The organism is Streptomyces roseofulvus, assembly GCF_039534915.1.
Taxonomy (GTDB): domain Bacteria; phylum Actinomycetota; class Actinomycetes; order Streptomycetales; family Streptomycetaceae; genus Streptomyces; species Streptomyces roseofulvus.
The window spans coordinates 1092373-1113373 of record NZ_BAAAWE010000001.1; the positions used below are offsets into that span (position 1 = coordinate 1092373).

The 21001-nt window shown below is 72.7% G+C and carries 22 protein-coding genes, 2 pseudogenes and 1 riboswitch; of the genes and pseudogenes, 17 read left to right on the forward strand and 7 right to left on the reverse strand.

Translation table 11 applies throughout. The features are described from left to right. Positions 1-10 precede the first annotated feature (10 nt). Positions 11-676 carry an NADPH-dependent F420 reductase gene (locus ABFY03_RS05010; protein WP_346169284.1) on the forward strand — a complete coding sequence of 222 codons (666 nt, stop codon included), beginning with the start codon at positions 11-13 and terminating at the stop codon, positions 674-676. Positions 677-983: 307 nt separating this feature from the next. Continuing rightward, positions 984-1085 (forward strand): annotated as a pseudogene (locus tag ABFY03_RS37895) (IS5/IS1182 family transposase); the annotation flags it as partial. Positions 1086-1137: 52 nt separating this feature from the next. Here ABFY03_RS37895 and ABFY03_RS05015 read toward each other — a convergent pair. Together ABFY03_RS05015 and ABFY03_RS05020 are read right to left on the reverse strand one after the other, a co-directional pair. Further along, positions 1138-1572, reverse strand: a complete 435-nt coding sequence (locus tag ABFY03_RS05015; RefSeq protein WP_346169285.1) for a VOC family protein — start codon at positions 1570-1572, stop codon at positions 1138-1140. Positions 1573-1629: 57 nt separating this feature from the next. Further along, positions 1630-1890 (reverse strand): DUF3224 domain-containing protein, encoded by a 261-nt coding sequence (locus ABFY03_RS05020; RefSeq protein ID WP_346169286.1) that lies wholly within the window; start codon positions 1888-1890, stop codon positions 1630-1632. A 120-nt stretch (positions 1891-2010) separates the two neighbouring features. Between ABFY03_RS05020 and ABFY03_RS05025 the strand changes: the two genes are divergently transcribed. The 4 genes from ABFY03_RS05025 to ABFY03_RS05040 all read left to right on the forward strand — a co-directional run bounded on the left by ABFY03_RS05025 (position 2011) and on the right by ABFY03_RS05040 (position 6360). Then, positions 2011-2427 carry a GNAT family N-acetyltransferase gene (locus ABFY03_RS05025; protein ID WP_346169287.1) on the forward strand — a complete coding sequence of 139 codons (417 nt, stop codon included), beginning with the start codon at positions 2011-2013 and terminating at the stop codon, positions 2425-2427. Between the two features lie 106 nt (positions 2428-2533). Beyond that, a complete protein-coding gene (locus tag ABFY03_RS05030; RefSeq protein WP_319012983.1) occupies positions 2534-3169 on the forward strand; it encodes a GNAT family N-acetyltransferase in 636 nt (211 codons plus the stop codon). A gap of 828 nt (positions 3170-3997) precedes the next feature. Next, complete coding sequence (locus ABFY03_RS05035; protein ID WP_346169288.1) at positions 3998-5179, forward strand: NAD(P)/FAD-dependent oxidoreductase; 1182 nt, start codon at positions 3998-4000, stop codon at positions 5177-5179. A 257-nt stretch (positions 5180-5436) separates the two neighbouring features. Next, positions 5437-6360 (forward strand): NAD-dependent epimerase/dehydratase family protein, encoded by a 924-nt coding sequence (locus ABFY03_RS05040; RefSeq protein ID WP_346169289.1) that lies wholly within the window; start codon positions 5437-5439, stop codon positions 6358-6360. 442 nt (positions 6361-6802) lie between these two features. Here ABFY03_RS05040 and ABFY03_RS05045 read toward each other — a convergent pair whose 3' ends face one another. The 4 genes and pseudogenes from ABFY03_RS05045 to ABFY03_RS05060 form a co-directional block, all read right to left on the reverse strand. Continuing rightward, positions 6803-7204 carry an STAS domain-containing protein gene (locus tag ABFY03_RS05045; protein WP_346169290.1) on the reverse strand — a complete coding sequence of 134 codons (402 nt, stop codon included), beginning with the start codon at positions 7202-7204 and terminating at the stop codon, positions 6803-6805. 543 nt (positions 7205-7747) lie between these two features. Further along, positions 7748-7876, reverse strand: a pseudogene (locus ABFY03_RS05050) (IS5/IS1182 family transposase); the annotation flags it as partial. Positions 7877-8009: 133 nt separating this feature from the next. Then, positions 8010-8504, reverse strand: coding sequence for a hypothetical protein (locus tag ABFY03_RS05055; RefSeq protein ID WP_346169291.1), 495 nt, complete (start codon positions 8502-8504; stop codon positions 8010-8012). Positions 8505-8628: 124 nt separating this feature from the next. Further along, on the reverse strand, positions 8629-9234 hold the full coding sequence (locus ABFY03_RS05060; protein ID WP_346169292.1) for an FG-GAP repeat domain-containing protein: 606 nt from the start codon (positions 9232-9234) through the stop codon (positions 8629-8631). Between the two features lie 221 nt (positions 9235-9455). Here ABFY03_RS05060 and ABFY03_RS05065 point away from each other — a divergent pair, with 221 nt between their 5' ends. The 8 genes from ABFY03_RS05065 to ABFY03_RS05100 all read left to right on the forward strand — a co-directional run bounded on the left by ABFY03_RS05065 (position 9456) and on the right by ABFY03_RS05100 (position 16172). Continuing rightward, entirely contained in the window at positions 9456-10664 is a 1209-nt protein-coding gene (locus ABFY03_RS05065; protein ID WP_346169293.1) for a metallophosphoesterase, read from the forward strand. 397 nt (positions 10665-11061) lie between these two features. Further along, positions 11062-12054 (forward strand): dihydroxyacetone kinase subunit DhaK, encoded by a 993-nt coding sequence (dhaK, locus tag ABFY03_RS05070; protein ID WP_319009112.1) that lies wholly within the window; start codon positions 11062-11064, stop codon positions 12052-12054. Positions 12055-12061: 7 nt separating this feature from the next. Then, a complete protein-coding gene (gene dhaL / locus ABFY03_RS05075; protein ID WP_346169294.1) occupies positions 12062-12670 on the forward strand; it encodes a dihydroxyacetone kinase subunit DhaL in 609 nt (202 codons plus the stop codon). Beyond that, positions 12667-13074, forward strand: coding sequence for a PTS-dependent dihydroxyacetone kinase phosphotransferase subunit DhaM (locus tag ABFY03_RS05080; protein WP_319009113.1), 408 nt, complete (start codon positions 12667-12669; stop codon positions 13072-13074). Before dhaL ends, ABFY03_RS05080 begins: the two co-directional genes overlap by 4 nt. Before the next feature lie 228 nt (positions 13075-13302). Next, a riboswitch (cobalamin riboswitch) is annotated at positions 13303-13496 on the forward strand. 29 nt (positions 13497-13525) lie between these two features. Continuing rightward, on the forward strand, positions 13526-14221 hold the full coding sequence (locus ABFY03_RS05085) for an energy-coupling factor ABC transporter permease (protein WP_319009114.1): 696 nt from the start codon (positions 13526-13528) through the stop codon (positions 14219-14221). Further along, the gene (locus ABFY03_RS05090; RefSeq protein ID WP_319009115.1) at positions 14221-14577 is read left to right on the forward strand and encodes an energy-coupling factor ABC transporter substrate-binding protein; all 357 of its coding nucleotides are present in this window, start codon (positions 14221-14223) and stop codon (positions 14575-14577) included. Before ABFY03_RS05085 ends, ABFY03_RS05090 begins: the two co-directional genes overlap by 1 nt. A 6-nt stretch (positions 14578-14583) precedes the next feature. Continuing rightward, on the forward strand, positions 14584-15333 hold the full coding sequence (cbiQ, locus tag ABFY03_RS05095) for a cobalt ECF transporter T component CbiQ (protein ID WP_346169295.1): 750 nt from the start codon (positions 14584-14586) through the stop codon (positions 15331-15333). Next, complete coding sequence (locus ABFY03_RS05100) at positions 15330-16172, forward strand: ATP-binding cassette domain-containing protein (protein ID WP_346169296.1); 843 nt, start codon at positions 15330-15332, stop codon at positions 16170-16172. Before cbiQ ends, ABFY03_RS05100 begins: the two co-directional genes overlap by 4 nt. 31 nt (positions 16173-16203) lie before the next feature. Here the strand turns inward: ABFY03_RS05100 and ABFY03_RS05105 are convergent, their stop codons facing one another. Then, positions 16204-16629 carry a hypothetical protein gene (locus ABFY03_RS05105; protein ID WP_346169297.1) on the reverse strand — a complete coding sequence of 142 codons (426 nt, stop codon included), beginning with the start codon at positions 16627-16629 and terminating at the stop codon, positions 16204-16206. A 236-nt stretch (positions 16630-16865) separates the two neighbouring features. Here ABFY03_RS05105 and ABFY03_RS05110 point away from each other — a divergent pair, with 236 nt between their 5' ends. The 3 genes from ABFY03_RS05110 (at position 16866) to ABFY03_RS05120 (ending at position 21001) form a co-directional block, all read left to right on the forward strand. Continuing rightward, complete coding sequence (locus ABFY03_RS05110; RefSeq protein ID WP_346169298.1) at positions 16866-18890, forward strand: FAD-dependent oxidoreductase; 2025 nt, start codon at positions 16866-16868, stop codon at positions 18888-18890. Positions 18891-18939: 49 nt separating this feature from the next. Next, positions 18940-19479 carry a PadR family transcriptional regulator gene (locus tag ABFY03_RS05115; protein ID WP_319009120.1) on the forward strand — a complete coding sequence of 180 codons (540 nt, stop codon included), beginning with the start codon at positions 18940-18942 and terminating at the stop codon, positions 19477-19479. Positions 19480-19609: 130 nt separating this feature from the next. Beyond that, positions 19610-21001 (forward strand): FAD-dependent oxidoreductase, encoded by a 1392-nt coding sequence (locus ABFY03_RS05120; protein WP_346169299.1) that lies wholly within the window; start codon positions 19610-19612, stop codon positions 20999-21001.

The window sequence follows — 21001 nt, forward strand, 5'->3', positions numbered from 1 at the left end:
GAGCAGGAGCATGCGCATCTGGATTCTCGGCACGGGATCCATGGCGACGGCCCTGGGCGGCGCCTGGGTACGGGCCGGGCACCAGGTCCTGGTCGGCGGCAGGGACACGCGGGCCGCGGCGGCGACAGCGGCCCGGATCGGAGCCACCGGACACGGCAGCCTCGCCGAGGCGGCGGCACACGGCGAGGCCGTCCTGATGGCACTGCCGGCGGACGCCGCGCCTCGGTCGGCCCAGGAACTCGCCCCGCTCCTGGCCGGACGGACGCTGCTGGACTGCACGGTACCCATGGCGCCCGGCCCGTACGGGCCCTCGCTGACCACCGCCGGAGGCACCGACTCCGTCGCCATCCGCATCGCCACCGCCGCACCGGACGCCCATGTCGCCAAGGTCTTCGGCATCTGCCACGAGAGCATCTGGACCCTCCCGCAGCCCTCGTTCGAAGGCGCGCCGCTCGCCGTGCCGTTCTGCGCCGACTCCGCTGCCGCGACCGACCTGACGACGCGGCTCATCACCTCCATGGGCTGCACCCCCCTGCCCTGCGGCGGACTGTCCCGCGCCGCTCTGCTGGAGGCGACCGCGGTCCTCGCCATCGGCGTGTGGTGGTCCGGCGGCGAGGCACGCCATGCCTTCCCCGCTCCCGCGCTGGCCCCCGGCGCGGTCGACGACGAACCCTGAGCGCCCCCGGCCCCGTCGGTGCCCTGACGACAGAGGCCGGCCCCGAGGATCCGCGCCGACATCTCCGGCGCGTGGAGCGCCCAGCGTCTGCCCGCGGAACGCCGCGAGGGGGCACGCCGCAGACGCCGTGGAAGTCCCGTAGGCCCGGCCGGACGCGGCGGCGTGTCGGAAAGCACGCTGGGCGACGCCGAGTTGCACCGGCACATCCTGGTGCCAGGCAGCCGACGGAGACGCGGTGCGCGGCGGCGCGAGGGTGCGGACGCCGTCCGAGAAGCCGGCCGTGAAGTCCCTCCACGCTTGAGGGCCCGGGGCCAAGACCGCCGCCGACGAGGCAGGTGCCCTCGCGATCGCCGCCGGCGGTCACCCTCGGACCGGACTCGTCATCCCGCACCGCCGACAGCACGACCAGGGGCGCCGTCTCGGCCGTGCCGTGCTCGCGGCGGCGCGGTCTCGGACGAGATTCAGTCGAGGCAGAACTCGTTGCCCTCGGGGTCCTGCATCACGATGCAGGACTCGTTCTCTCCGTCGGCAAGCATCGTCCGCACATGCGTCGCGCCGAGCGCGACGAGCCGTGCGCATTCGGCCTCGAGCGTGGACAGGCGCTCGTCCCCCACGAGTCCGAGGCCGGCCCGGACGTCGATGTGCACGCGGTTCTTGACCACCTTGCCCTCGGGAACCCGCTGGAAGAGCACGCGGGGCCCGACGCCCGACGGATCGCTGCACCCGAAGTAGACGACCTTCTCCTCGGCCGGCAGCGAGCGGTCGTACTCCTCCCAGGTGGCGAAGCCCTCCGGGACCGGAGGCACGACGTACCCGAGGACCTCGCACCAGAACGCCGCGAGGCGCATGGGGTCCGCGCAGTCGATGGTCACCTGGATCTTCTTGATCGTTGACATCGGCGCACGATAGCAGGGCTCCTGTCCATCACCCCAGGTGGGAGGGAAAGCGGCGGGCTACGGGGCGAGTTCGTAGTCGACCCAGACGCGGTGGGTGCCGTCCGGGTCGACCGCGAGCCCGCCCGTCCCGGTGATCCCGGTCATCGCGCCCGTCCCACTGGCCGGCACGATGACGCCCGCTCGGCCGTGGAGCGTCCCTTCGAAGGACTCCCTCGCGACATACGTCCCGGTGCCGGTGGACTGGTCGGACGCCGCGGTGAACAAGGTGACGGAACGCCCGACGACCTCGCCCCCGTACCGCTTCTCCAGCGTGGCCACCCCGACGGGCAGCGCTGTCGGGGTGGTGGGACGGGAAGCGGCTCCGGAGTGAATGCGGCGACTTCGAACGTTCGGCACGACGGCCGACCGGCGACGGCCGAAACGTGTCAGGATCCTCGCATGGAGATCCGTCGTGTCACTGAGGTCGAGGCGGTCGACGCCGCTGGGCATCTCTTCGACACCACCCCAGGGCGGAAGGCCACGGAACGGTTTCTGACGGACGAGCGCCACCACCTCCTGATCGCCTACGTGGACGACGTCCCGGCGGGGATGGTCACCGGCGTCGAGATGACCCATCCGGACAAGGGCACCGAGATGTTCCTGTACGAGCTGGGCGTGGACGAGTCGTTCCGTGGGCGCGGCGTCGGCCGGGCGCTGGTGTCGGCGCTCGCGGACCTGTTCCGTGCGCGGGGCTGCTACGGCTTGTGGACGATCACGGACGAGGAGAACGCGGCGGCGCTGGCGACGTACCGCCGCGCCGGTGGCGCCCCGGAAGCGGGCCAGGTGGTCCTCACCTGGACATTCGATCGGCGGTAGACCGGCGCGGGAGGAGTACGCCGACTCCCCCCGCACGCGCGGCGGCTGGACGCGAGGACGTCCAGGCCCATTGTGGGAGCGCTCCCAGCCTGCAAGGATCACCCGGATGACGACGACCGCCTTCATCCGCCGCTACCGCCCCTCGGACCGCGCTCGACTCGCCGACATCTGCGTCAGGACGGCTCACGAAGGCGGAGACTCCTCGGGCCTCTACCCGGACCCCGAGCTGATGCCCGTGATCTTCGCCTACCCCTACGTGGAACTGGAACCGGACTTCGCCTTCGTCCTGGACGACGGCACGGGGCGGGCCGTCGGCTACGTTCTCGGGGCGCCGGACACCGCGGGATTCGCCGCCCGGTTCCGCGAGGAATGGCTCCCGAAGGTGGCGGAACGGTTCCCGGCCCCTGCCGGGGCGCCGACCACGCCCGCCGAGTCGATGGCGGTCCTGCTGCACACCCCGGAGCGCATGGTCCTCAGCGAACTGTCCGGATATCCCGCGCACCTGCACATCGACCTGCTGCCGCCCTGGCAGGGCAAGGGGTACGGCCGCGCGCTCATGCACACCCTCCTCGCGGCGCTGCATGAGCGCGGGGTGGCCGCCGTGCACCTGTGCATGGTGCGGACGAACACCCCGGCCCGGGCCTTCTACGACCGCCTGGGATTCACGCAACTCGACGTACCCGACCCCGGCCCCGTCTGGTACCTGGGCCGCCCGACGACCCAGGCGCCGACGGGCTCCTGAGGTCGCACGCCCCCGGGCGGCGATGAGGGTCGGGCCGGGGCGTCTTCCTCCAGCCGCTCCCGCCCCGGGCCGAAGAGACCGGCGGTGTCGGACGAGGGGGTGACCATGTACCGGTACTCCGGGATGGTCAACGGCAGCGTGCAGAACGCGTACGAGACCCACTACCAGGGTTCCGGCATGACGCTCAGCATCCCCTGCTGACAGCCGCGGGCGGCGGGCCGACACCGACCACACGGGCCCTCCGTCGCGCCGGCGACGCTTCCCGTGCCGCCGTTCCTGCCGACCTCCAGCGAGGACCCTGCACGACCGGGTGCCGGGCCCTCGCTGGTTCAGCCAGAGATGGCCCCCCACCCTGCACAGCCCAGACCCACGGCAGGCTGAGCCTGTCCCTCTGATGTGGTGACAACCACGGTCTGGACCACACCGTTCCAGAGCCTGCGCTCCGTGTCGCATGAATGACGCGGGGGCAAAGAGGCGCGGCAAGGCCGGAGTGCTGAGGACCGGGTCGCCACCAGGAGAGCGGCGCGGGACAGTCCGCCGCAAGGCAGAGGGTTGCAGCCATCGACATGCGATGAGTTCCGCCGTCAGGCCGGTCGCGGCGGAATGTCGGCGCAGAACGGCACGGCGCAGGGTTGCGCCTTCGAACGCGGACCACGGCAGGGTCCGGCGGGGGAAGGAGCATGCGCGAGCCCCTTGGAAACCAGCGAGGTTCAGCACGTTCGCGGGATGTGGCGCAGCGCACATCCGGGACCTGTCAGGATGCACGATGGCGTCTTGTCAGGGGGGTGTCACCGGCGCGGAAGCCGGTGCTTCACCCAGGAGGCAGAGATGACCGACGGGCACCACATCGTCGTTCTCGGCGCCGGCTACACGGGCATGTTCACCGCGATCCGGCTGGCGCACCGCACTCGTCGCACCGCGGGTGTGCGTATCACCCTGGTGAACCCGTCGGGCCGGTTCGTCGAGCGGCTGCGGATGCATCAGATCGCCGCGGGCCAGGAGCTGGCCGTTCACAAGATCGCGGACCTGCTCGACGGCACCGGTGTCACGTTCGTCCAGGGTGCGGCCACGGCCCTCGACCCCGAGGCCCGGCGGATCACGGTCGACGGTTCGACGACCCTCGGGTACGACACGCTCGTGTACGCCCTGGGCAGCGCCACCGGCACCAGCCGGGTCCCCGGCGCCGAGGCCCACGCGTTCACCCTCGACAGCCCGGAGGTCGCCGGCCGGTTCGCCGCGAGAGTCGCCGAGGTCGCCGCGGCCGGCGGCACGGTCACCGTCTGCGGCGCCGGCCTGACCGGAATCGAAGCGGCCGCGGAGCTGGCCGAGGCCCACCCGGGGTTGCGCGTGACCTTGATCGGGACGGAGGAGCCCGGCGCCATGATGGGCGACAAGGCCCGGGGCTACCTCCACCGCGCGCTGAACCGCCTCGGTGTGACCCGCGAGACCGGCGTCCGGGTCGCGGAGGTTCTGCCCGAGGCCGTCGAGCTCGCCGACGGGCGGCTCCTGCGCTCCGACGCCTGTCTGTGGACCGCCGGTGTCACGGTCTCGGCGCTGGCCGCCGAGGCGGGCATCGCCACCGACCCCCACGGCCTGATCCTCACCGACGCCACCCTGCGCTCGGTCTCCCACCCGGAGATCCACGCCGTCGGCGACGCCGCCGCCATCCGCATGGACTTCGGACAGCTGCACGGCTCCTGCCAGAGCGGGCTTCCCACCGCCCAGTACACCGCCGACACCATCGCGCGCCTGGTGCGCGGCAAGACCGTCCAACCGTTCCGCTTCGGCTACTTCCACCAGCCGATCAGTCTGGGCCGCAAGGACGCGGTCATCCAGTTCACCCGGGCCGACTTCACCCCGGTCCGCATGCGGCTCACCGGCCGCAGCGCCGTCTGGTACAAGAAGATCGTCAGCGGCAGCCCGCTGATGACCTACCGCTATAGCAAGCGGATGAACCTCACCACCCTGGTCTCCAAGGGCGGCCGCGCCACCACGAATTCCTCGGCCTGACCGGTCGCGCCGACTCTCCCGACCCGGCCGACAGGGCGCCGACCCCACCGCTCGCGCAGGTCTACGCGGACCCCCCGGGCACCTGGAAGTCCAGGCAGGACCTCGGCCTGGCGGCCACCGAGCCCGTCAAGCGGGGAAGCCCTCGTCTCGCGGCGCTCCGGACCGGCATCGGCGCGGCCCCGCTCGCCGTGACCCAGTGGCTGTCCTGCCCAGTCCCTCGCCACACGCCCCGACCGCACACTCGACAAGGAACCGCCATGAGAATCCTGCTCGCCGGCGCCACGGGCGCGATCGGGCAGCCGCTGGTCTCCGCCCTGCAGCAGTCCGGCCACCAGGTGGTGGCTCTCACCCGACGCGTCGGCGCGGTCGTCCCCGGCGCCCACGTGGTGCAGGCCGACGTGCTGCACCGCGACCGACTGCTACGCGCCGTGGACGGGCTCTCCATCGACGTGGTGATCCACGAGCTGACGGCGCTCGGCAAGCTCCCTGTGAAGCACGCCGACTTGGAGTTGACCAACAGGCTGCGCACGACAGGGACGGCGCACCTGTTGGAGGCGGCCCGGACCACGGGCGCCGGCCGCTTCATCACCCAGTCGATGGTCCCCGGCTACGGCTACACGGATCACGGCCCGCGGCCGCTCACCGAGAATGACGCCTTCGGCCGGTCCCGCGGCGACAAGACCGACCCGGCGGTGGCAGCCCTGTACGACACGGAGCAGCGCGTCTTCCAAGCCACCGGCATCGACGGCATCGCTCTTCGCTACGGCGCCTTCTACGGCCTGAGCGCCTCCCAGGGCTTCGTCACCGCGCTCAGGGCAGGCAAGCTCCCCGTCCCGCGAGGAGGCGGCGGCACCATGGCGTGGATTCACCTGGCCGACGCCGCGGCGGCGACCGTGGCCGCGATCGCCAACGCCACTGCAGGGCAGGCGTACAACATCGTCGACGACTGTCCCGCGACGTGGGGAGAGATGTTTCGTGCGCACGCCCAAGCAGCCGGCACCCCACCCCCGCGCGCACTGCCCGGCTGGCTGATCCGCCTGACAGCCCCGTACTTCGCCAGCCTCATGATCGACACATCCCTGCGGATCAGCAACGCCAAGGCGAAGGCCGAACTCGGCTGGAACCCGTACCACCCGGGCTATCACGACGGCCTGGCACACGACTTCGCAGCGGTTCCGTGAGACACCGCAGCCCCGGATCCGCAGGGAAGACAGAGCCCGGCTCGGAGGAACGGTCAGCCCGCCGGCTCGCGTGCCGTCCCGCCCGCCCCCGCGCCCTCCCCCGTGAGAACGCAGGGGTCGGTCGAACCCCAGTTGTCATGGCACCGACGGGTCGGGAGCTGCCCCGATCCTTGAGCCGCAGGAGGGCGCCCTGTGCGCCGTCCCGCCGTCATTCGCGCAGAGTTTCCAGGTCCAGGCGATGCCGAGGCCGGCGGAGACCAGCGAGGTTTGCGCGGCTGCGGGGTGACGCGTGTCCGGATCAGCCGCGTGGTCCCTCAGGCAGCAGACGAGGCGGTGAGAACCCGGGCCTGACGCTGCCCCGCGCCCTACTTCGTGGGATCGAGCGGGACGATGCCGGTGACCTCGTGCAGATCGGGGGACCACTGACAGGACGGTGACCGGCTCACCTTCGCGAGCGGCTTCCATGCGATGGACGGCGGGCCTCCCGGAGCCGGTTTCCCATGGCAGCGGCGGTGGGCGGGCTTGTCTGCTGCCAGGTGGGGGCGGCCGCGTTCAGGAGGTGCTGAACAGCCCGGGAGCTGTTGGCGAGGCTGAGGCGGCGGCCGCGCTGGGGCCACCAGTCCAGGACGGCCAGGAGCGCGGAGTCGCAGAAGGTGACCCGGGCGGTGTCCAGGACGAGGCCGGTGTAGCCGTGATCCGCTGCCGAGGCCAGCAGGGTTCGCAGCGGGCCGGAGCTGTAGTGGTCGATCTCCCCGGTGAGGTGGACAACCAGGGTGGAGCCGAGGGTGGTGCAGGAGGCGACGACTATGTCGCCGGGCGCGGCACACGCGCCCGAGTCGTGCACAACAGAAGGAGCGGGGGTGCCGAGAGGAACGGTCAGTATCGGAGCTGTGCTTGCGGTACTCACGCCTTCTCCAACGCCGCCCGGTCAGCTCCAGGAACGGCACCCGACTCCTCTTCACCCCATGTGACCAGCAACGATCCCCGAAAAGAGGGAAAGTCTTCCGTCGGTACGCGGAACCGCTTGCCAAGCGCTCTATGGGCAGGACGACTGCACCCGGGCCCGGCCTGATCCAGGTGCCTCGCGCCGGCGGGCAGCGCCCGTCGGGACCAGCCACGGGCCTCGTCCAGGCGATACCCGTGCAGTCTGGGCTCAGGCTGACGCCGCCGATCAAGCTCGACTGCATCTTCGTGAGCCCGGCCTCCAAGGACACCTTCGGCGATTCCGCCGCATGCACCGAGGGCATGTCCGACCACCGTCCGTCTCCTGCACGGTGAGGCAACCTGGGTCAGTCGACGAACTCCGGTCGCTCCGATGGCTGGCGCGTGGAGCAGCGTCGGCGGGAGAGACCTTCCTCGATCGCTGTGGCCGGAATGGCCTTTCTCGTCCTGAACAGTTGCAGGTCAGGATCGCGTGGATGGCTTGGACGATGGTGCCGATGCGGCGGGTGGAGCGTCGGGCCCCGCGGAGGATCCGCCAGGACTTCAGCTGCGCGAAGGCCCGTTCCTCGGGAGCTCCGTCTTCCCGGAAAAGGACCCCAAGAAGGTTCTCGATCTGACGGGTGAGGCATGGGCCAGGCCGGGCTCCCCTCCGCGGGTGCCGGCGTGGGGTGCTCGCCGCACGGCGAGCACCCCACGCCCTTTTCCCCTCAAGCGATCCCGTAGAACTTTACGCCCGTGACGGGATTAACAAATTCCTTGGTGGACGTTCCGAAATTCGCTACCGTTTCCGGATGGCGCAATTTCACCTCGCCGGTAAATTCAGCCAGAACACTCTCAGCCCTCCTCAGATGCAGACGAACATCTTCCGGGCTGCACTCCAGGAAAAGGCGACGCCAGCTTTCGGCGAACTCGCCAACCGGGGCTGGCCATGCCGCCGAGCCGGGGATCGGATCCATGTCCAGCCAGCGGGAGATCTCGTCCCTTGCGAAATCAACCCTCAGATCCGCGGCAGACATCACTCCATGTCGAGCCATAGCCAGACGCATAGCCTCCGCAAGAGCTGTGGACAGGAACTCACTGTTCCCATCGTCGTAGCCCCAGCTGGCTACCCCTCCTGCGCGCATCAGGCAGTCATCGAAGGGATCACGTCGGCCGTTCTCATTGCGATACTGGTTGACAAATTCCTGCACACCGCTGCTCAATCAACTCTCCCTCGGCACCCGCACCGCTCCGTTACCACCAGACCCGAATGCTAAGCCTCTACGCCGAACTCACCCTGGAACGATCAGGTGGAATCCGAGCGCAGTCCCAGGGCGCTGTGCTGAATCACGCCAGCCGGGGCAACAGCAGAGCGTGATCTTCGACGGGCCAGCTCCACCAGCCTCGACGCGCCGCGCCACCGGTGCCCGAGTACCGGAGCACCTCGCCCGTCGTCGTGCGGGCCAGCAGGTCCACCTTGCCGTCGGAGTCGATGTCGCCGATCGACAGCAGTCGGTCGTAGACGTTCCACCCGCCGCCGATCCGCGTGCGGCTGGCGAACGGCGCCTTGTAGTCGCCCGTGCCTTTGTAGAGCCACAGGACGCCGGTCTTGTCGCGGGCGACGATGTCGGCCCTGCTGTCGCCGGTCAGGTCGCGCTGTCCCGCGAGCTGGTCGTACGCGTTCCACCCGCCGCCGACCCGCGTGCGGGTGGTGAGGCTGCCGCCCGGATAGCCCAGGTAGCTCCACAGCACGCCGGCCGTGTCGCGGCCGATCAGGTCGGCCCCCTTCGCCCCGCCGAGGTGGCCGGGCGACAGGACCTCGGGGTAGATGTTCCAGCCCTTGCCGACGGTCTTCGCCGACAGCCAGGAGCCGCCGACGACACCGTCGAAGTCCAGCCGACCGTTCTTGACGAGCACCCCCCTGAGGCCGGCCCGTCGTCGTTCGACATTCATCGGGATCCCGCCCCTGCTCGTCCCGTTCCGCCTCTCCGACCTCGACGGCCCCCAGGGTTGCCCCTCGACGGGCACTTTCCCGGACGCGTGCGCAACCCCCTGCGCGGAGCACGTGTCGGTTGACCGACGCGGCCTGGGGGTGTTCCGTGAACACCCGTCCGACCCGTCGCGAGGCGAACGGATACAATGCGCGGGACAGCGGCCCGGTCGGGGAGGCAAGCGTGACCGACACCAGCGACACCCGTCCCACCGAGGGTGAAGCGCCCCTGCGGCGGCAGAGCCGGCTGCAGCGCCTGATGCGTTACGTCCCCCTGATCGCCCCGGTCCTCCTGTTCGCCGTGCCCTGCTGGGTGCTCCTGTACGGCGGCCAGAACTGGCCGCTGCCCGCCACCCTGCTCGGCACCGCCCTGTTCGTCCTCGGTCTCGTCGGGATGCCGTTCGCGATGGCGCGCGGCCACGGACGGCGTCAGCAGGACCGGGCGGCGATCGTCGGCGACACCCTGCTGGGCGCGAGCTGGATCCTGTTCACCTGGTCCGTCCTGCTCGGCGTCCTCCTACGGCTCGTCCTGACCGTGGCCGGCGTCGGAGAGAGCCAGGACCGGGCCCGGATCGTCGCCTGGGCCGTCCTCGGCGTCACCGCCGTCCTGCTCGCCTGGGGGTACGCCGAGGCCCGCCGCGTTCCCCGCGTACGCCGACTCGACGTGCGGCTCCCGCGGCTGGGTCCCGGCCTCGACGGCTTCCGCGTCGCCCTCGTCACCGACACCCACTACGGCCCCCTGGACCGCGCCCGCTGGTCGGCACGGGTGTGCGAGACGGTGAACACCCTGGAGGCCGACCTGGTCTGCCACACCGGTGACATCGCGGACGGCACAGCCGAACGCCGCCGCGCCCAGGCCGCACCGCTCGGCACCGTGCGGGCGACCCGGGCCCGTGTGTACGTCACCGGCAACCACGAGTACTACAGCGAGGCCCAGGGCTGGGTCGACCTGATGGACGAGCTGGGCTGGCAGCCGCTCCGCAACCGCCATCTGCTGTTGGAAAACGGAGGCGACATCCTCGTGGTCGCCGGCGTGGACGACGTCACCGCCGAGTCCTCCGGGCTCGCGGGCCACCGCGCCCACCTCGCCGGAGCCCTCCAGGGCGCCGATCCCGACCTGCCCGTGCTGCTCCTGGCCCACCAGCCCAAGTTCGTCGACCAGGCAGCGGCCGCCGGCATCGACCTCCAACTCTCCGGCCACACCCACGGCGGCCAGATCTGGCCCTTCCACCACCTGGTCCGCATCGACCAGCCCGCCGTCGCCGGCCTGAGCCACCACGGCGCCCGCACCCTCCTCTACACCAGCCGCGGCACCGGCTTCTGGGGCCCACCCTTCCGCGTCTTCGCCCCCAGCGAGATCACCCTGCTCATCCTCCGCTCCCCGCAGCACTGAACCGACCGATACGTTCCGCCGGACCGGAGCGGGCCGAAGGCTCCGCTGGCAGGGTCAGTCCAGCGATGACGGCGTCGCGGTCGCGGTCGATGCCCGCGGTCCCGAGGCGCCGCAGGAGACCTACCGACAGAGGATCAGTCACCTGCGGCCGCGCCGCACCGGTGCGCGACCGCGCCCCCAAGCGGATAATTGCGCCATCATGCACAGGTGCAAAGCGCACCCAGTCCAACCCACCCCTGACGGTTGATCAGGAAAGTCGGCAACAGGTCGGCGTCAGTACCGCCCGAGACCGCTCCCGAACGCCATGAACCGCCGAGATCAACAATTGATCTCACTCGCTCTCACCTGCAAAAAGCCTGCTCAGTCACCTACCTGCCAGCCTCACCAGGAGGTATCCATGAGGATGCTGATCAACGTGCCCGAGACCGTCGTCGCCGATGCCCTGCGGGGGCTGGCCGCCGCGCATCCCGAGTTGACCGTGGACGTGGAGCGGCGGGTGGTGGTGCGGAGGGACGCGCCGGTGGCGGGGAAGGTCGCGCTGGTGTCGGGGGGCGGGTCGGGGCACGAGCCGCTGCATGCCGGGTTCGTGGGGCCGGGGATGCTGGACGGGGCCTGTCCCGGGGAGGTGTTCACGTCGCCCGTGCCGGATCAGATGGTGCGGGCCGCGGCCGCCGTGGACAGCGGTGCGGGGGTGCTGTTCGTGGTGAAGAACTACACCGGGGACGTGCTGAACTTCGAGATGGCCGCCGAACTCGCCGAGGACGAGGGCATCCAGGTGGCCAAGGTGCTCGTCGACGACGACGTCGCGGTGACCGACAGCCTGTACACGGCGGGGCGGCGCGGTACCGGGGCCACGCTCTTCGTGGAGAAGCTGGCCGGGGCGGCGGCGGAGGAGGGCGCGCCGCTGGAGCGGGTGGAGGCGCTGGCCCGGCGGGTGGTCGCGCGGTCGCGGTCGTTCGGGGTCGCTCTGAGCGCGTGCAGCACGCCGGCGAAGGGCGGTCCGACCTTCGACCTGCCGCCGGGGGAACTGGAGTTGGGCGTCGGTATCCACGGCGAGCCGGGGCGGGAGCGGCGCGGCATGATGACCGCGCGGGAGATCGCCGAGGTCGCCGTGGACGCCGTCCTGGACGACCTGCGGCCGTCGGATCCGGTACTGCTGCTGGTGAACGGGATGGGCGGGACGCCGCTGCTGGAGCTGTACGGGTTCAACGCCGAGGTGCGGCGGGTGCTGGACGCGCGGCGGGTGCCGGTGGCGCGGACGCTGGTCGGGAACTACGTGACCTCCCTCGACATGGCGGGCTGCTCGGTGACGCTGTGCGCCGCGGACGAGGAGCTGCTGCGGCTCTGGGACGCGCCGGTGGCGACGGCCGCGCTGCGCTGGGGCCGGTGAGCGGGCGATGACGGAGACGTACGGGGCCGACGCGGCGGTGCGGTGGATGGCGGCGGTCGCGGCCGCGGTGGAGCGGGAGGCCGGGCGGCTCACCGAGCTGGACGCGGCGATCGGCGACGCGGACCACGGGGCCAATCTGAAGCGCGGATTCGCCGCCGTGGCCGCGACGCTGGCGGAGGAGCCGCCCGCCACGCCGGGCGCGGTCCTGGTGACCGCCGGGCGGGAGCTGATCTCCACGGTGGGCGGGGCCTCCGGGCCGCTGTACGGGACGCTGCTGCGGCGGGCGGGCAAGGCGCTCGGCGACGCCGGGGAGGTCACCCGGGACGAGCTCGCGGACGCGCTGGAGGCCGGGGTCGCCGCGGTCGGGCAGCTCGGCGGGGCCGTGCCGGGCGACAAGACGATGCTGGACGCGCTGACGCCGGCCGTCGCGGGCCTGCGCGAGTCGTTCGCGGCGGCGGCGCGTGCCGCCGAGGAGGGCGCGCTGGCGACCGTCCCGCTGCGGGCGCGCAAGGGCCGGGCCAGTTATCTCGGTGAACGGTCGGTCGGGCACCAGGATCCGGGGGCGACGTCCTCGGCGCTGCTGTTCGCGGCGCTGGCGGAGGTGACGGCCGGATGAGCGGGGACAGGGTGGGGATCGTGCTGGTGTCGCACAGCGCGGCCGTCGCGGCGGCGGTGGCGGAGCTGGCCCGGGGGCTGGCCGGCGGCGGGGACCTGGCGCCGGTCGCGGCGGCCGGCGGCGGCCCGGACGGTGGGCTCGGCACGAGCGCGGCGCTGATCGCCGCGGCGGCGCAGGACGTCGACGCGGGGGCCGGGGTGGCCGTCCTGGTCGACCTCGGCAGCGCGGTCCTCACGGTGAAGGCCCTCCTCGCCGAGGGTGACGAACTCCCGGAGGGCACGCGGCTCGTGGACGCCCCCTTCGTGGAGGGCGCGGTGGCCGCCCTGGTGACGGCGAGCGCGGGCGGCGATCTCGACGCCGTGGCGGCCGCGGCCTCGGAGGCGTACGCCTACCGCAAGGTCTGACGGCTGCCGACGGGGCGCCTCCGGCTGGGTTCCACGCCGCCGGGGGCGCCCCTCGTCGTCCGAGCAGCAGCAACGCACTTGGACACGTCCACGCTAGTGCGGGGGTCTGACAACGGGGTCCGGCGACGGGCCCGGCGACGGGAGCCGACGACCGGTTCGACGACGGGACCGCGGGGACTCCGCAGCGCACGTGACCGACCCCGCATTGTGATGAAGCAGGTCAACACACTAATGTCGCAGCGCCTTGGTGTTCGGGAAACCGGTGCAGTACCGGTGCGGCCCTCGCCACTGTGATCGGGAGGTCCGGCTCCATCCCTCCGGGGAAGCCACTGCGCCGCCGCGGGAGACCGTCGTGGGGTGGGAAGGCGGAGTCGGGCGTCACTACCGTCAGCCAGGAGACCGGCCAGGGCGCGTTGTCCATCCACGAGGTGCTGGAGAGGGTCTCCCGATCATGCATATCGCCGAGGGGTATCTGCCCCCCGTCCACGCGGCCGCCTGGGGCGTCGCATCGGCTCCGTTCGTCGTCCACGGCGTCCGCGCGCTCACCCGCGAGGTGCGCGCCAACCCCGAGTCCACACTGCTGCTCGGCGCCTCCGGCGCCTTCACGTTCGTCCTGTCCGCTCTCAAACTGCCGTCGGTGACGGGGAGTTGCTCCCATCCGACGGGCACGGGGCTCGGCGCCATCCTGTTCCGGCCGCCCATCATGGCGGTGCTCGGCACCATCACCCTGCTCTTCCAGGCGCTGCTGCTCGCCCACGGCGGGCTGACCACGCTGGGGGCGAACGCGTTCTCGATGGCGATCGTCGGGCCGTGGGCGGGGTACGGCACGTACCTGCTGTTCCGGCGGTTCGGGGCGCCGCTGATGGTGGGCGTGTTTTTCGGCGCGTTCGTCGCCGACCTGTCGACGTACTGCGTGACCAGCGTCCAGCTGGCCGTGGCGTTCCCCGACCCGGGCAGCGGCGTGGCGGGGTCCCTCGCCAAGTTCGGCGGGATCTTCGCGGTGACGCAGCTACCGCTCGCCGTCAGCGAGGGGCTGCTGACCGTCCTGGTGATGCGGCTGCTCACGCAGTCCAGCAAGGGGGACCTGCTGCGGCTCGGCGTGCTCGCCCGGCCGGAGCCGAAGCGGCACGAGGAGGCGGCGGCGTGATGAGCCGGAACGCGAAGATCAACACCCTGCTGCTGGCGCTGGTGGCGGCCCTGGCGGTGCTGCCGCTGGCGCTCGGTCTCGGCGACCACAAGGAGGAGCCGTTCACCGGCGCCGACGGGGAGGCGGAGACGGCGATCACGGAGATCGAGCCGGACTACGAGCCCTGGTTCAGCCCGCTGTACGAGCCGCCGTCCGGCGAGATCGAGTCGGCGCTGTTCTCGCTGCAGGCGGCCCTGGGCGCCGGCGTACTCGCCTACTACTTCGGGCTGCGGCGCGGCCGGCGGCAGGGCGAGGAGCGGGCCGCGGCCCGTGCGGAGGGTGCGCCGTCCGCGCCGGACGCGGACACGGACGCGTAGCCGCCGATGCTGCCCATCGACGCGGCGGCGCACAGCAGTCGCTGGCGCCGCCGCCATCCCTCGGAGAAGGCCGCCCTCGGCTTCGGTCTGACCATCTGCGCGGTGTGCCTGCCGCCGTGGCCGGGCGCGCTCCTGGTCGCGGCGGCGACCCTCGCCGTGCTGCTCGGTCCGGCCGGTGTGCCGGGCCGGCAGCTGTGGCGGGCCTTCCGGGTCCCGCTGGGCTTCTGCGTCACGGGCGCCGTGCCGCTGCTGTTCGCGGTGGGCGGGCCGGGGGGCGCCGTGGCCTGGGCCCCGGACGGTCCGGTGCACGCCGGGGAGCTGCTGCTGCGGACGGCGTCGGCCTCGCTGGGGGTGCTGCTGTTCGCCTTCACCACGCCGGTGTCGGACGTGCTGCCGCGCCTGGTGCGGGCCGGGGTGCCGGCGCCGGTGGTGGACGTGGCCCTGGTGATGTACCGGATCGTCTTCCTGCTCCTGGACGCTCAGGCGAAGGTGCGGCAGGCGCAGGCGGCGCGGCTCGGGGCGACGACCCGGGCGGCCGTCTGGCGGTCGCTCGCCGGGCTGGGCGCGACGTCGTTCGTGCGCGCCTTCGACCGTGCGCAGCGGCTGCAGAGCGGGCTCGCCGGGCGCGGTTACGACGGCACCCTGCGGGTCCTGCTGCCCGGGGCGCCCGTCTCCCGCCCCTTCCTCGCGGCGACGGGCGGTCTCCTGGCGGGGCTCGTCGCCCTCACCCTCGTACTGGAAAGGTTCCTGCCATGACGACCCCCACCCCGGTCGTGGAGTTGGTGCGCGCCGGTTTCGCGTACGAGGACGGGCCGGCGGTCCTCACGGACGTCGGGTTCGCGGTGACGGAAGGCCGGGCGGTCGCGCTGCTCGGACGCAACGGCGGCGGGAAGACGACGCTGCTGCGGCTGCTGAGCGGCGGGCTGCGCCCCGGGGCGGGAACGCTCCTCCTGGACGGCGAGGAGGTGGCGTACGACCGGAAGGGGCTGACCCGGCTGCGGACCTCGGTGCAGCTGGTGGTGCAGGACCCGGACGACCAGCTCTTCGCCGCCTCGGTGGCGCAGGACGTGTCGTTCGGGCCGATGAACCTGGGGCTGGCCGAGGAGGAGGTGCGGCTCCGGGTCGCGGAGGCGCTGGAGGCGCTGGACATCACGGCGCTCGCGGACCGGCCGACGCATCTGCTGTCCTACGGGCAGCGGAAGCGGGCGGCGATCGCGGGCGCGGTCGCGATGCGCCCCCGGGTCCTGGTCATGGACGAGCCGACGGCGGGGCTCGACCCGCACGGGCAGGAGCGGCTCCTGGAGACCCTGGAGCGGCTGCGGGCGGCGGGCACGACGGTGGTCATGGCCACGCACGACGTCGATCTGGCGCTGCGGTGGGCGGACGAGGCCGCCGTGCTCTCCCCCGCCGGGCTGCGCACCGGCCCGGCCGCCGAGCTGCTGGCCGACGACGCACTGCTCGACGCCGCCCGGCTGCGGCGCCCCTGGGCGGTCTCGGTCGGCCGGCTGCTGCGGGCGCAGGGACTGCTCCCGGAGGGCGTACCGGCGCCGCGGACGGCGGAGGACCTGGACCTCTTGCTGGACCGGGTGGGGTGAGCGGGTGAGGTGACCGGGCGGGCCGGGCGGTTCAGTCGTCGGCCGCGACCAGGAGGGTGAGCCGCCCGGCCCGGCGGTCCACGACGACGAGTTCGTGGAACTCGCCGTGGACGCTCGCCCAGTCGTGGTGCTCCTCCTCGCCGAGGCCGTTCAGGTGGTGGACGGCGTCCGCCTCCGTCAGGGCGTCGTACGCCTGGCGGCGCAGGGCCTCGGCGAGCGGGCCGGGGAGGGCGCCGTACTGCTCGGCCCAGGTCTCCGGGAGGCGGGTGGCCCGCTGCCGGCCGATCGGCTCGTACGCCTCGGGGGTGACGTGCCGGATCCCGTACTCGCCGTGGCGGGTGCCGTCGGGGTCCACCCCGCCGCCCGCGTAGTCGTCACGGAACTGCTCGTGCGCGATGAGGGCGGCGAGGAGGTCCCGGTCGCTGGCGTCCACGGCGGGGAGGCGGAACCGCTTCACGTCGAGCCGGCGATACGCGTGCGTGTGCGGCGCGGCGAGTCGAAGTGCCGGACGTTCACGAAGGCGCCGCCCTCGTGCGTGAGCGTCCCAACCATGGGCCCCAGCCTGGGCAAGCCGGGGAAGCCGTCTCTACCGAGTAGTAACCATCACACCCCGAACCTTCTGCAACTAGTTGCATAAGCAGGGGCGCGCCCCGTACAACAGGATCCGACGATCCCTGCGCGAGGAGGCGCCCCGTGACGGCCACGACCCCGTACCCGCATCTGCTCAGCCCGCTCGACCTCGGCTTCACCACTCTGCCCAACCGGGTGATCATGGGCTCGATGCACGTCGGCCTGGAGGAGACCGAGCACGGCTTCGAGCGGATGGCCGCCTTCTACGCGGAGCGGGCCCGCGGCGGCGTCGGCCTCATCGTCACCGGCGGCATCGCGCCCAACGAGGCCGGCCGGCCCTGGGACGGCGGGGCCAAGCTGACCACCGCCGAGGAGGCCGCCGAGCACCGGATGATCACCGACGCCGTGCACGCCGAGGGGGGCAGGATCGCGATGCAGATCCTGCACTTCGGGCGGTACGCCTACCACCCCGGCCTCGTCGCGCCCAGCGCCATCCAGGCGCCGATCAGCCCCTTCGTGCCGAACGAGCTGACCGACGCCGAGGTCGAGCAGACCGTCGAGGACTACGCCCGGTGCGCCGAGCTCGCCAAGGAGGCCGGCTACGACGGCGTCGAGGTGATGGGCTCCGAGGGCTACCTCATCAACGAGTTCATCGCCGCCGCCACCAACCACCGCACCGACCGCTGGGGCGGCCCCTACGAGAACCGGGTCCGCTTCCCGCTGGAGATCGTCCGCCGGATCCGCGAGCGCGTCGGCCCCGACTTCATCGTCGTCTACCGGCTCTCCATGCTGGACCTCGTCCCCGGCGGCTCCACCCTGGAGGAGGTCGTCCGGCTCGCCAAGGAGATCGAGGCCGCGGGCGCGACCATCATCAACACCGGCATCGGCTGGCACGAGGCCCGCATCCCCACCATCGCCACCTCCGTGCCGCGCGGCGCCTACACCTGGGTGACGAAGAAGCTGATGGGCGCGGTGAGCGTTCCCCTCGTCACCTCGAACCGCATAAACACCCCCGAGGTCGCCGAGGAGATCCTTGCCGACGGGCGTGCCGACCTCGTCTCGCTGGCCCGGCCCTTCCTCGCCGACCCGGCCTTCGTGAACAAGGCGTCCGCCGGCCGCGCCGAGACCATCAACACCTGCATCGGCTGCAACCAGGCGTGCCTCGACCACACCTTCAGCCTCAAGATCACCTCCTGTCTGGTCAACCCGCGCGCCTGCCACGAGACCGAGCTGGTCCTCTCCCCCACCCGGCTCGCCAAGCGGATCGCCGTCGTCGGCGCCGGGCCGGCCGGCCTCTCCTGCGCCGTGTCGGCCGCCGAACGCGGCCACTCCGTCACCCTCTTCGACGCCGCCGCCGAGATCGGCGGCCAGCTGAACGTCGCCAAGCGGGTCCCCGGCAAGGAGGAGTTCGACGAGACCCTGCGCTACTTCCGCGTGCAGCTCGCCGAGCACGGCGTCGACGTCCGCCTCGGCACCCACGTCACCGCCGCCGACCTCGACGGCTACGACGAGGTGGTCGTCGCCACCGGCGTCACCCCGCGCAGCCCCGGCATCGAGGGCCAGGACCACCCGAGCGTCGTCAGCTACCTCGACGTGCTCCGCGACGGCGCGCCGGTCGGCGAGCGGGTCGCGATCATCGGCGCCGGCGGCATCGGCTTCGACGTCGCCGAGTTCCTCACCGACGGCGGCGAGGGCGCGAGCCAGGACCCCGAGACGTACTTCCGCCAGTGGGGCGTCGACACCTCCTACGAGAACCGGGGCGGTCTGCGCGCGCCCGAGCGGAACGCGCCGCCCCGCCAGGTGCACCTGCTCCAGCGCAAGACCACCAAGGTCGGCGCCGGGCTCGGCAAGACCACCGGCTGGATCCACCGCACCGAGCTCAAGCACCGCGGTGTCGCCATGGTCGCGGGCGTGAGCTACGACCGGATCGACGACGAGGGCCTGCACCTCACCGTCGACGGCGAGCGGCAGCTGCTCCCGGTGGACACCGTCGTCCTCTGCTCCGGCCAGGAGCCCCAGCGGAGCCTGTACGAGGAGCTGGTCGCCGCCGGCCGCACGGCGCACCTCATCGGCGGGGCGGACGTCGCCGCCGAACTGGACGCCAAGCGGGCCATCGACCAGGGCACCCGGCTGGCCGCCACGCTCTGACCCGCCGACCCCGCCCGAACGGCGCGCGGCCCGAACCTAGGATGCGAGCATGTCCCTCCCGCACGCGATCCTCACCGCGCTGCTCGAGAAGCCGTCCTCCGGCCTCGAACTGACGCGCCGCTTCGACAAGTCGATCGGCTACTTCTGGTCGGCCACGCACCAGCAGATCTACCGGGAGCTGGGGCGTCTGGAGGAGGCGGGGCAGATCCGCGCCCTGCCCACCCCGGTGCCGGTGCGCGGGCAGCGCAAGGAGTACGAAGTGCTCCCCGCCGGTCGGGAGTTCCTGCGGGAGTGGGTCGGCGCGGCCGAGGACCCGAAGCCGCTGCGGTCCGCGCTGCTGCTGCGGATGCGGGCCGCGGCCGTGGTCGGCTCGGCCGGTCTGCGCGCCGAGCTGGAGCGGCATCTCGCCCTGCACCGGGCCCAGCTCGACGAGTACCGCCTCATCGAGCAGCGGGACTTCCCGGCCGAGCGGCGCGCCACCGAGCCCGACCGGCTGCGCCACCTCGTGCTGCGCGGCGGCATCGACCTGGAGCGGTTCTGGGTGGAGTGGCTGACGGCCGCGCTGGAGGAACTGGGGCCGGAGGACTGACGGGACGGCCCGCCGCCGCACTCCTGCGCGCCCGTTCGCGCCCTTCCGCCCCCGGCGCGCGCCGGTGCGCCTTCCCCTCCGGCGTGGATACTGGTCGGTACTTTCATGGTCCACGAGGGAAAGGTCGGGCATGGCCGACGAGTTGGGGCGCCGCGGGACACGTCACGCGGTGGTCATCGGGGGAAGTCTCGCCGGGCTCCTGGCGGCGCGGGTCCTCGCGGAGCACGCGGAGCGGGTCACGGTCGTCGAGCGCGACCGGCTGCCGGAGGGGCCGGACGCCCGGCCCGGAGTGCCGCAGGGGCGGCATCTGCACGTGCTCGTCGCGGGCGGCCAGCAGGCCCTCGACGAGCTGCTGCCCGGCTTCGTGGACGAGCTGCGGGAGCTGGGCGCCCCCAGGGTCGGCATGCCCTCGGACATGGTGCAGTGGCAGGCCGGCCAGTGGTTCACACGACTGCCCGCCTCGGCGCACTTCTACAGCGGCCCGCGGCCCCAGCTGGAGTGGCTGGTGCGGCAGCGGGTGCTCGCCGATCCGCGGATCGAACTCGTCGAGGGCACCGAGACGGTGGGCCTGACCGGCACCGCCGCGCGGGTGACCGGCGTGCGGCTGCGGGAGCGCGGGGCGGGCGCCGGGCGGGAGCCCCGCACCCTCGCCGCCGATCTGGTGGTGGACGCCTCCGGGCGGTCGACGAAGGCGGCGGACTGGCTGGCCGCGATCGGCGCGGAGGCGCCGCACGAGGAGACCCTGGACACCGGACTGGCGTACGGCTCGCGGGTGTACCGGGCGACGGAGGCGGTGCCGGCCACGGACGCCCTCGGCTACTACATCGTGCCGGGTCCGCAGCAGCCGTACGGCGGGGTGATCGTCCCGCTCGGGGACGGGCTCCACATGGTCACCATGTCGGGGCTGCGGGGCGACGAACCGCCCACCGACGAGGGGGCCTTCGAGGAGTACGCGAAGCGGCTGCCGCATCCGGTGATCAGCGAGTGGCTGGCGGGCGCGGAGCCGGCCGGGCCGGTGCACGGCTTCCGGCAGACCGCCAACATCCGCCGCCGGTACGACCGTCCGGGCCGCCGCCCGGCCGGCTTCCTGGCCACCGGCGACGCGCTGTGCGCGTTCAACCCCATCTACGGGCAGGGCATGGCGGTCGCGGCGCTGGCCGCGGTCGCGCTGCGCCGGGCCCTGGCCGACACGCGGCGGACGCCGACCACGCGGCGGGTGCAGCGGGCGCTGCTCGACGCGTCCCGGCAGGCGTGGGACATCTCGGCCGGCGCGGACAAGAAGATGCCGGGCGCGTCGGGCGACGCGGCCCGCGCCAAGCCGGCGGACCGGGTGACCGGCTGGTACCTGGCCCGGGTGCAGGAGCGCGCGGCGGGCGACGCCGTGGTCGGGGTGCCGTTCCGCTCGGTGCTGACCCTGACGGCGCCGCTCACCAGCCTGTTCGCGCCGGCCGTGCTGCGGGCGGCGCTGTTCTCGCCGGTCCCGGAGACCCCGGCGGGGCCGCCGCTGCGGGCCGGGGACTGA

What these genes read in the sequence shown, in the direction of transcription:
- ABFY03_RS05010 (WP_346169284.1), top strand. Translation starts at nt 11, where the DNA reads ATGCGCATCTGGATTCTCGGCACGGGATCCATGGCGACGGCCCTGGGC.
- ABFY03_RS05015 (WP_346169285.1), bottom strand. Translation starts at nt 1,572, where the DNA reads ATGTCAACGATCAAGAAGATCCAGGTGACCATCGACTGCGCGGACCCC.
- ABFY03_RS05025 (WP_346169287.1), top strand. Translation starts at nt 2,011, where the DNA reads ATGGAGATCCGTCGTGTCACTGAGGTCGAGGCGGTCGACGCCGCTGGG.
- ABFY03_RS05030 (WP_319012983.1), top strand. Translation starts at nt 2,534, where the DNA reads ATGACGACGACCGCCTTCATCCGCCGCTACCGCCCCTCGGACCGCGCT.
- ABFY03_RS05035 (WP_346169288.1), top strand. Translation starts at nt 3,998, where the DNA reads ATGACCGACGGGCACCACATCGTCGTTCTCGGCGCCGGCTACACGGGC.
- ABFY03_RS05040 (WP_346169289.1), top strand. Translation starts at nt 5,437, where the DNA reads ATGAGAATCCTGCTCGCCGGCGCCACGGGCGCGATCGGGCAGCCGCTG.
- ABFY03_RS05060 (WP_346169292.1), bottom strand. Translation starts at nt 9,234, where the DNA reads ATGAATGTCGAACGACGACGGGCCGGCCTCAGGGGGGTGCTCGTCAAG.
- dhaK (WP_319009112.1), top strand. Translation starts at nt 11,062, where the DNA reads ATGAGGATGCTGATCAACGTGCCCGAGACCGTCGTCGCCGATGCCCTG.
- dhaL (WP_346169294.1), top strand. Translation starts at nt 12,062, where the DNA reads ATGACGGAGACGTACGGGGCCGACGCGGCGGTGCGGTGGATGGCGGCG.
- ABFY03_RS05080 (WP_319009113.1), top strand. Translation starts at nt 12,667, where the DNA reads ATGAGCGGGGACAGGGTGGGGATCGTGCTGGTGTCGCACAGCGCGGCC.
- ABFY03_RS05085 (WP_319009114.1), top strand. Translation starts at nt 13,526, where the DNA reads ATGCATATCGCCGAGGGGTATCTGCCCCCCGTCCACGCGGCCGCCTGG.
- ABFY03_RS05090 (WP_319009115.1), top strand. Translation starts at nt 14,221, where the DNA reads ATGAGCCGGAACGCGAAGATCAACACCCTGCTGCTGGCGCTGGTGGCG.
- cbiQ (WP_346169295.1), top strand. Translation starts at nt 14,584, where the DNA reads ATGCTGCCCATCGACGCGGCGGCGCACAGCAGTCGCTGGCGCCGCCGC.
- ABFY03_RS05100 (WP_346169296.1), top strand. Translation starts at nt 15,330, where the DNA reads ATGACGACCCCCACCCCGGTCGTGGAGTTGGTGCGCGCCGGTTTCGCG.
- ABFY03_RS05115 (WP_319009120.1), top strand. Translation starts at nt 18,940, where the DNA reads ATGTCCCTCCCGCACGCGATCCTCACCGCGCTGCTCGAGAAGCCGTCC.
- ABFY03_RS05120 (WP_346169299.1), top strand. Translation starts at nt 19,610, where the DNA reads ATGGCCGACGAGTTGGGGCGCCGCGGGACACGTCACGCGGTGGTCATC.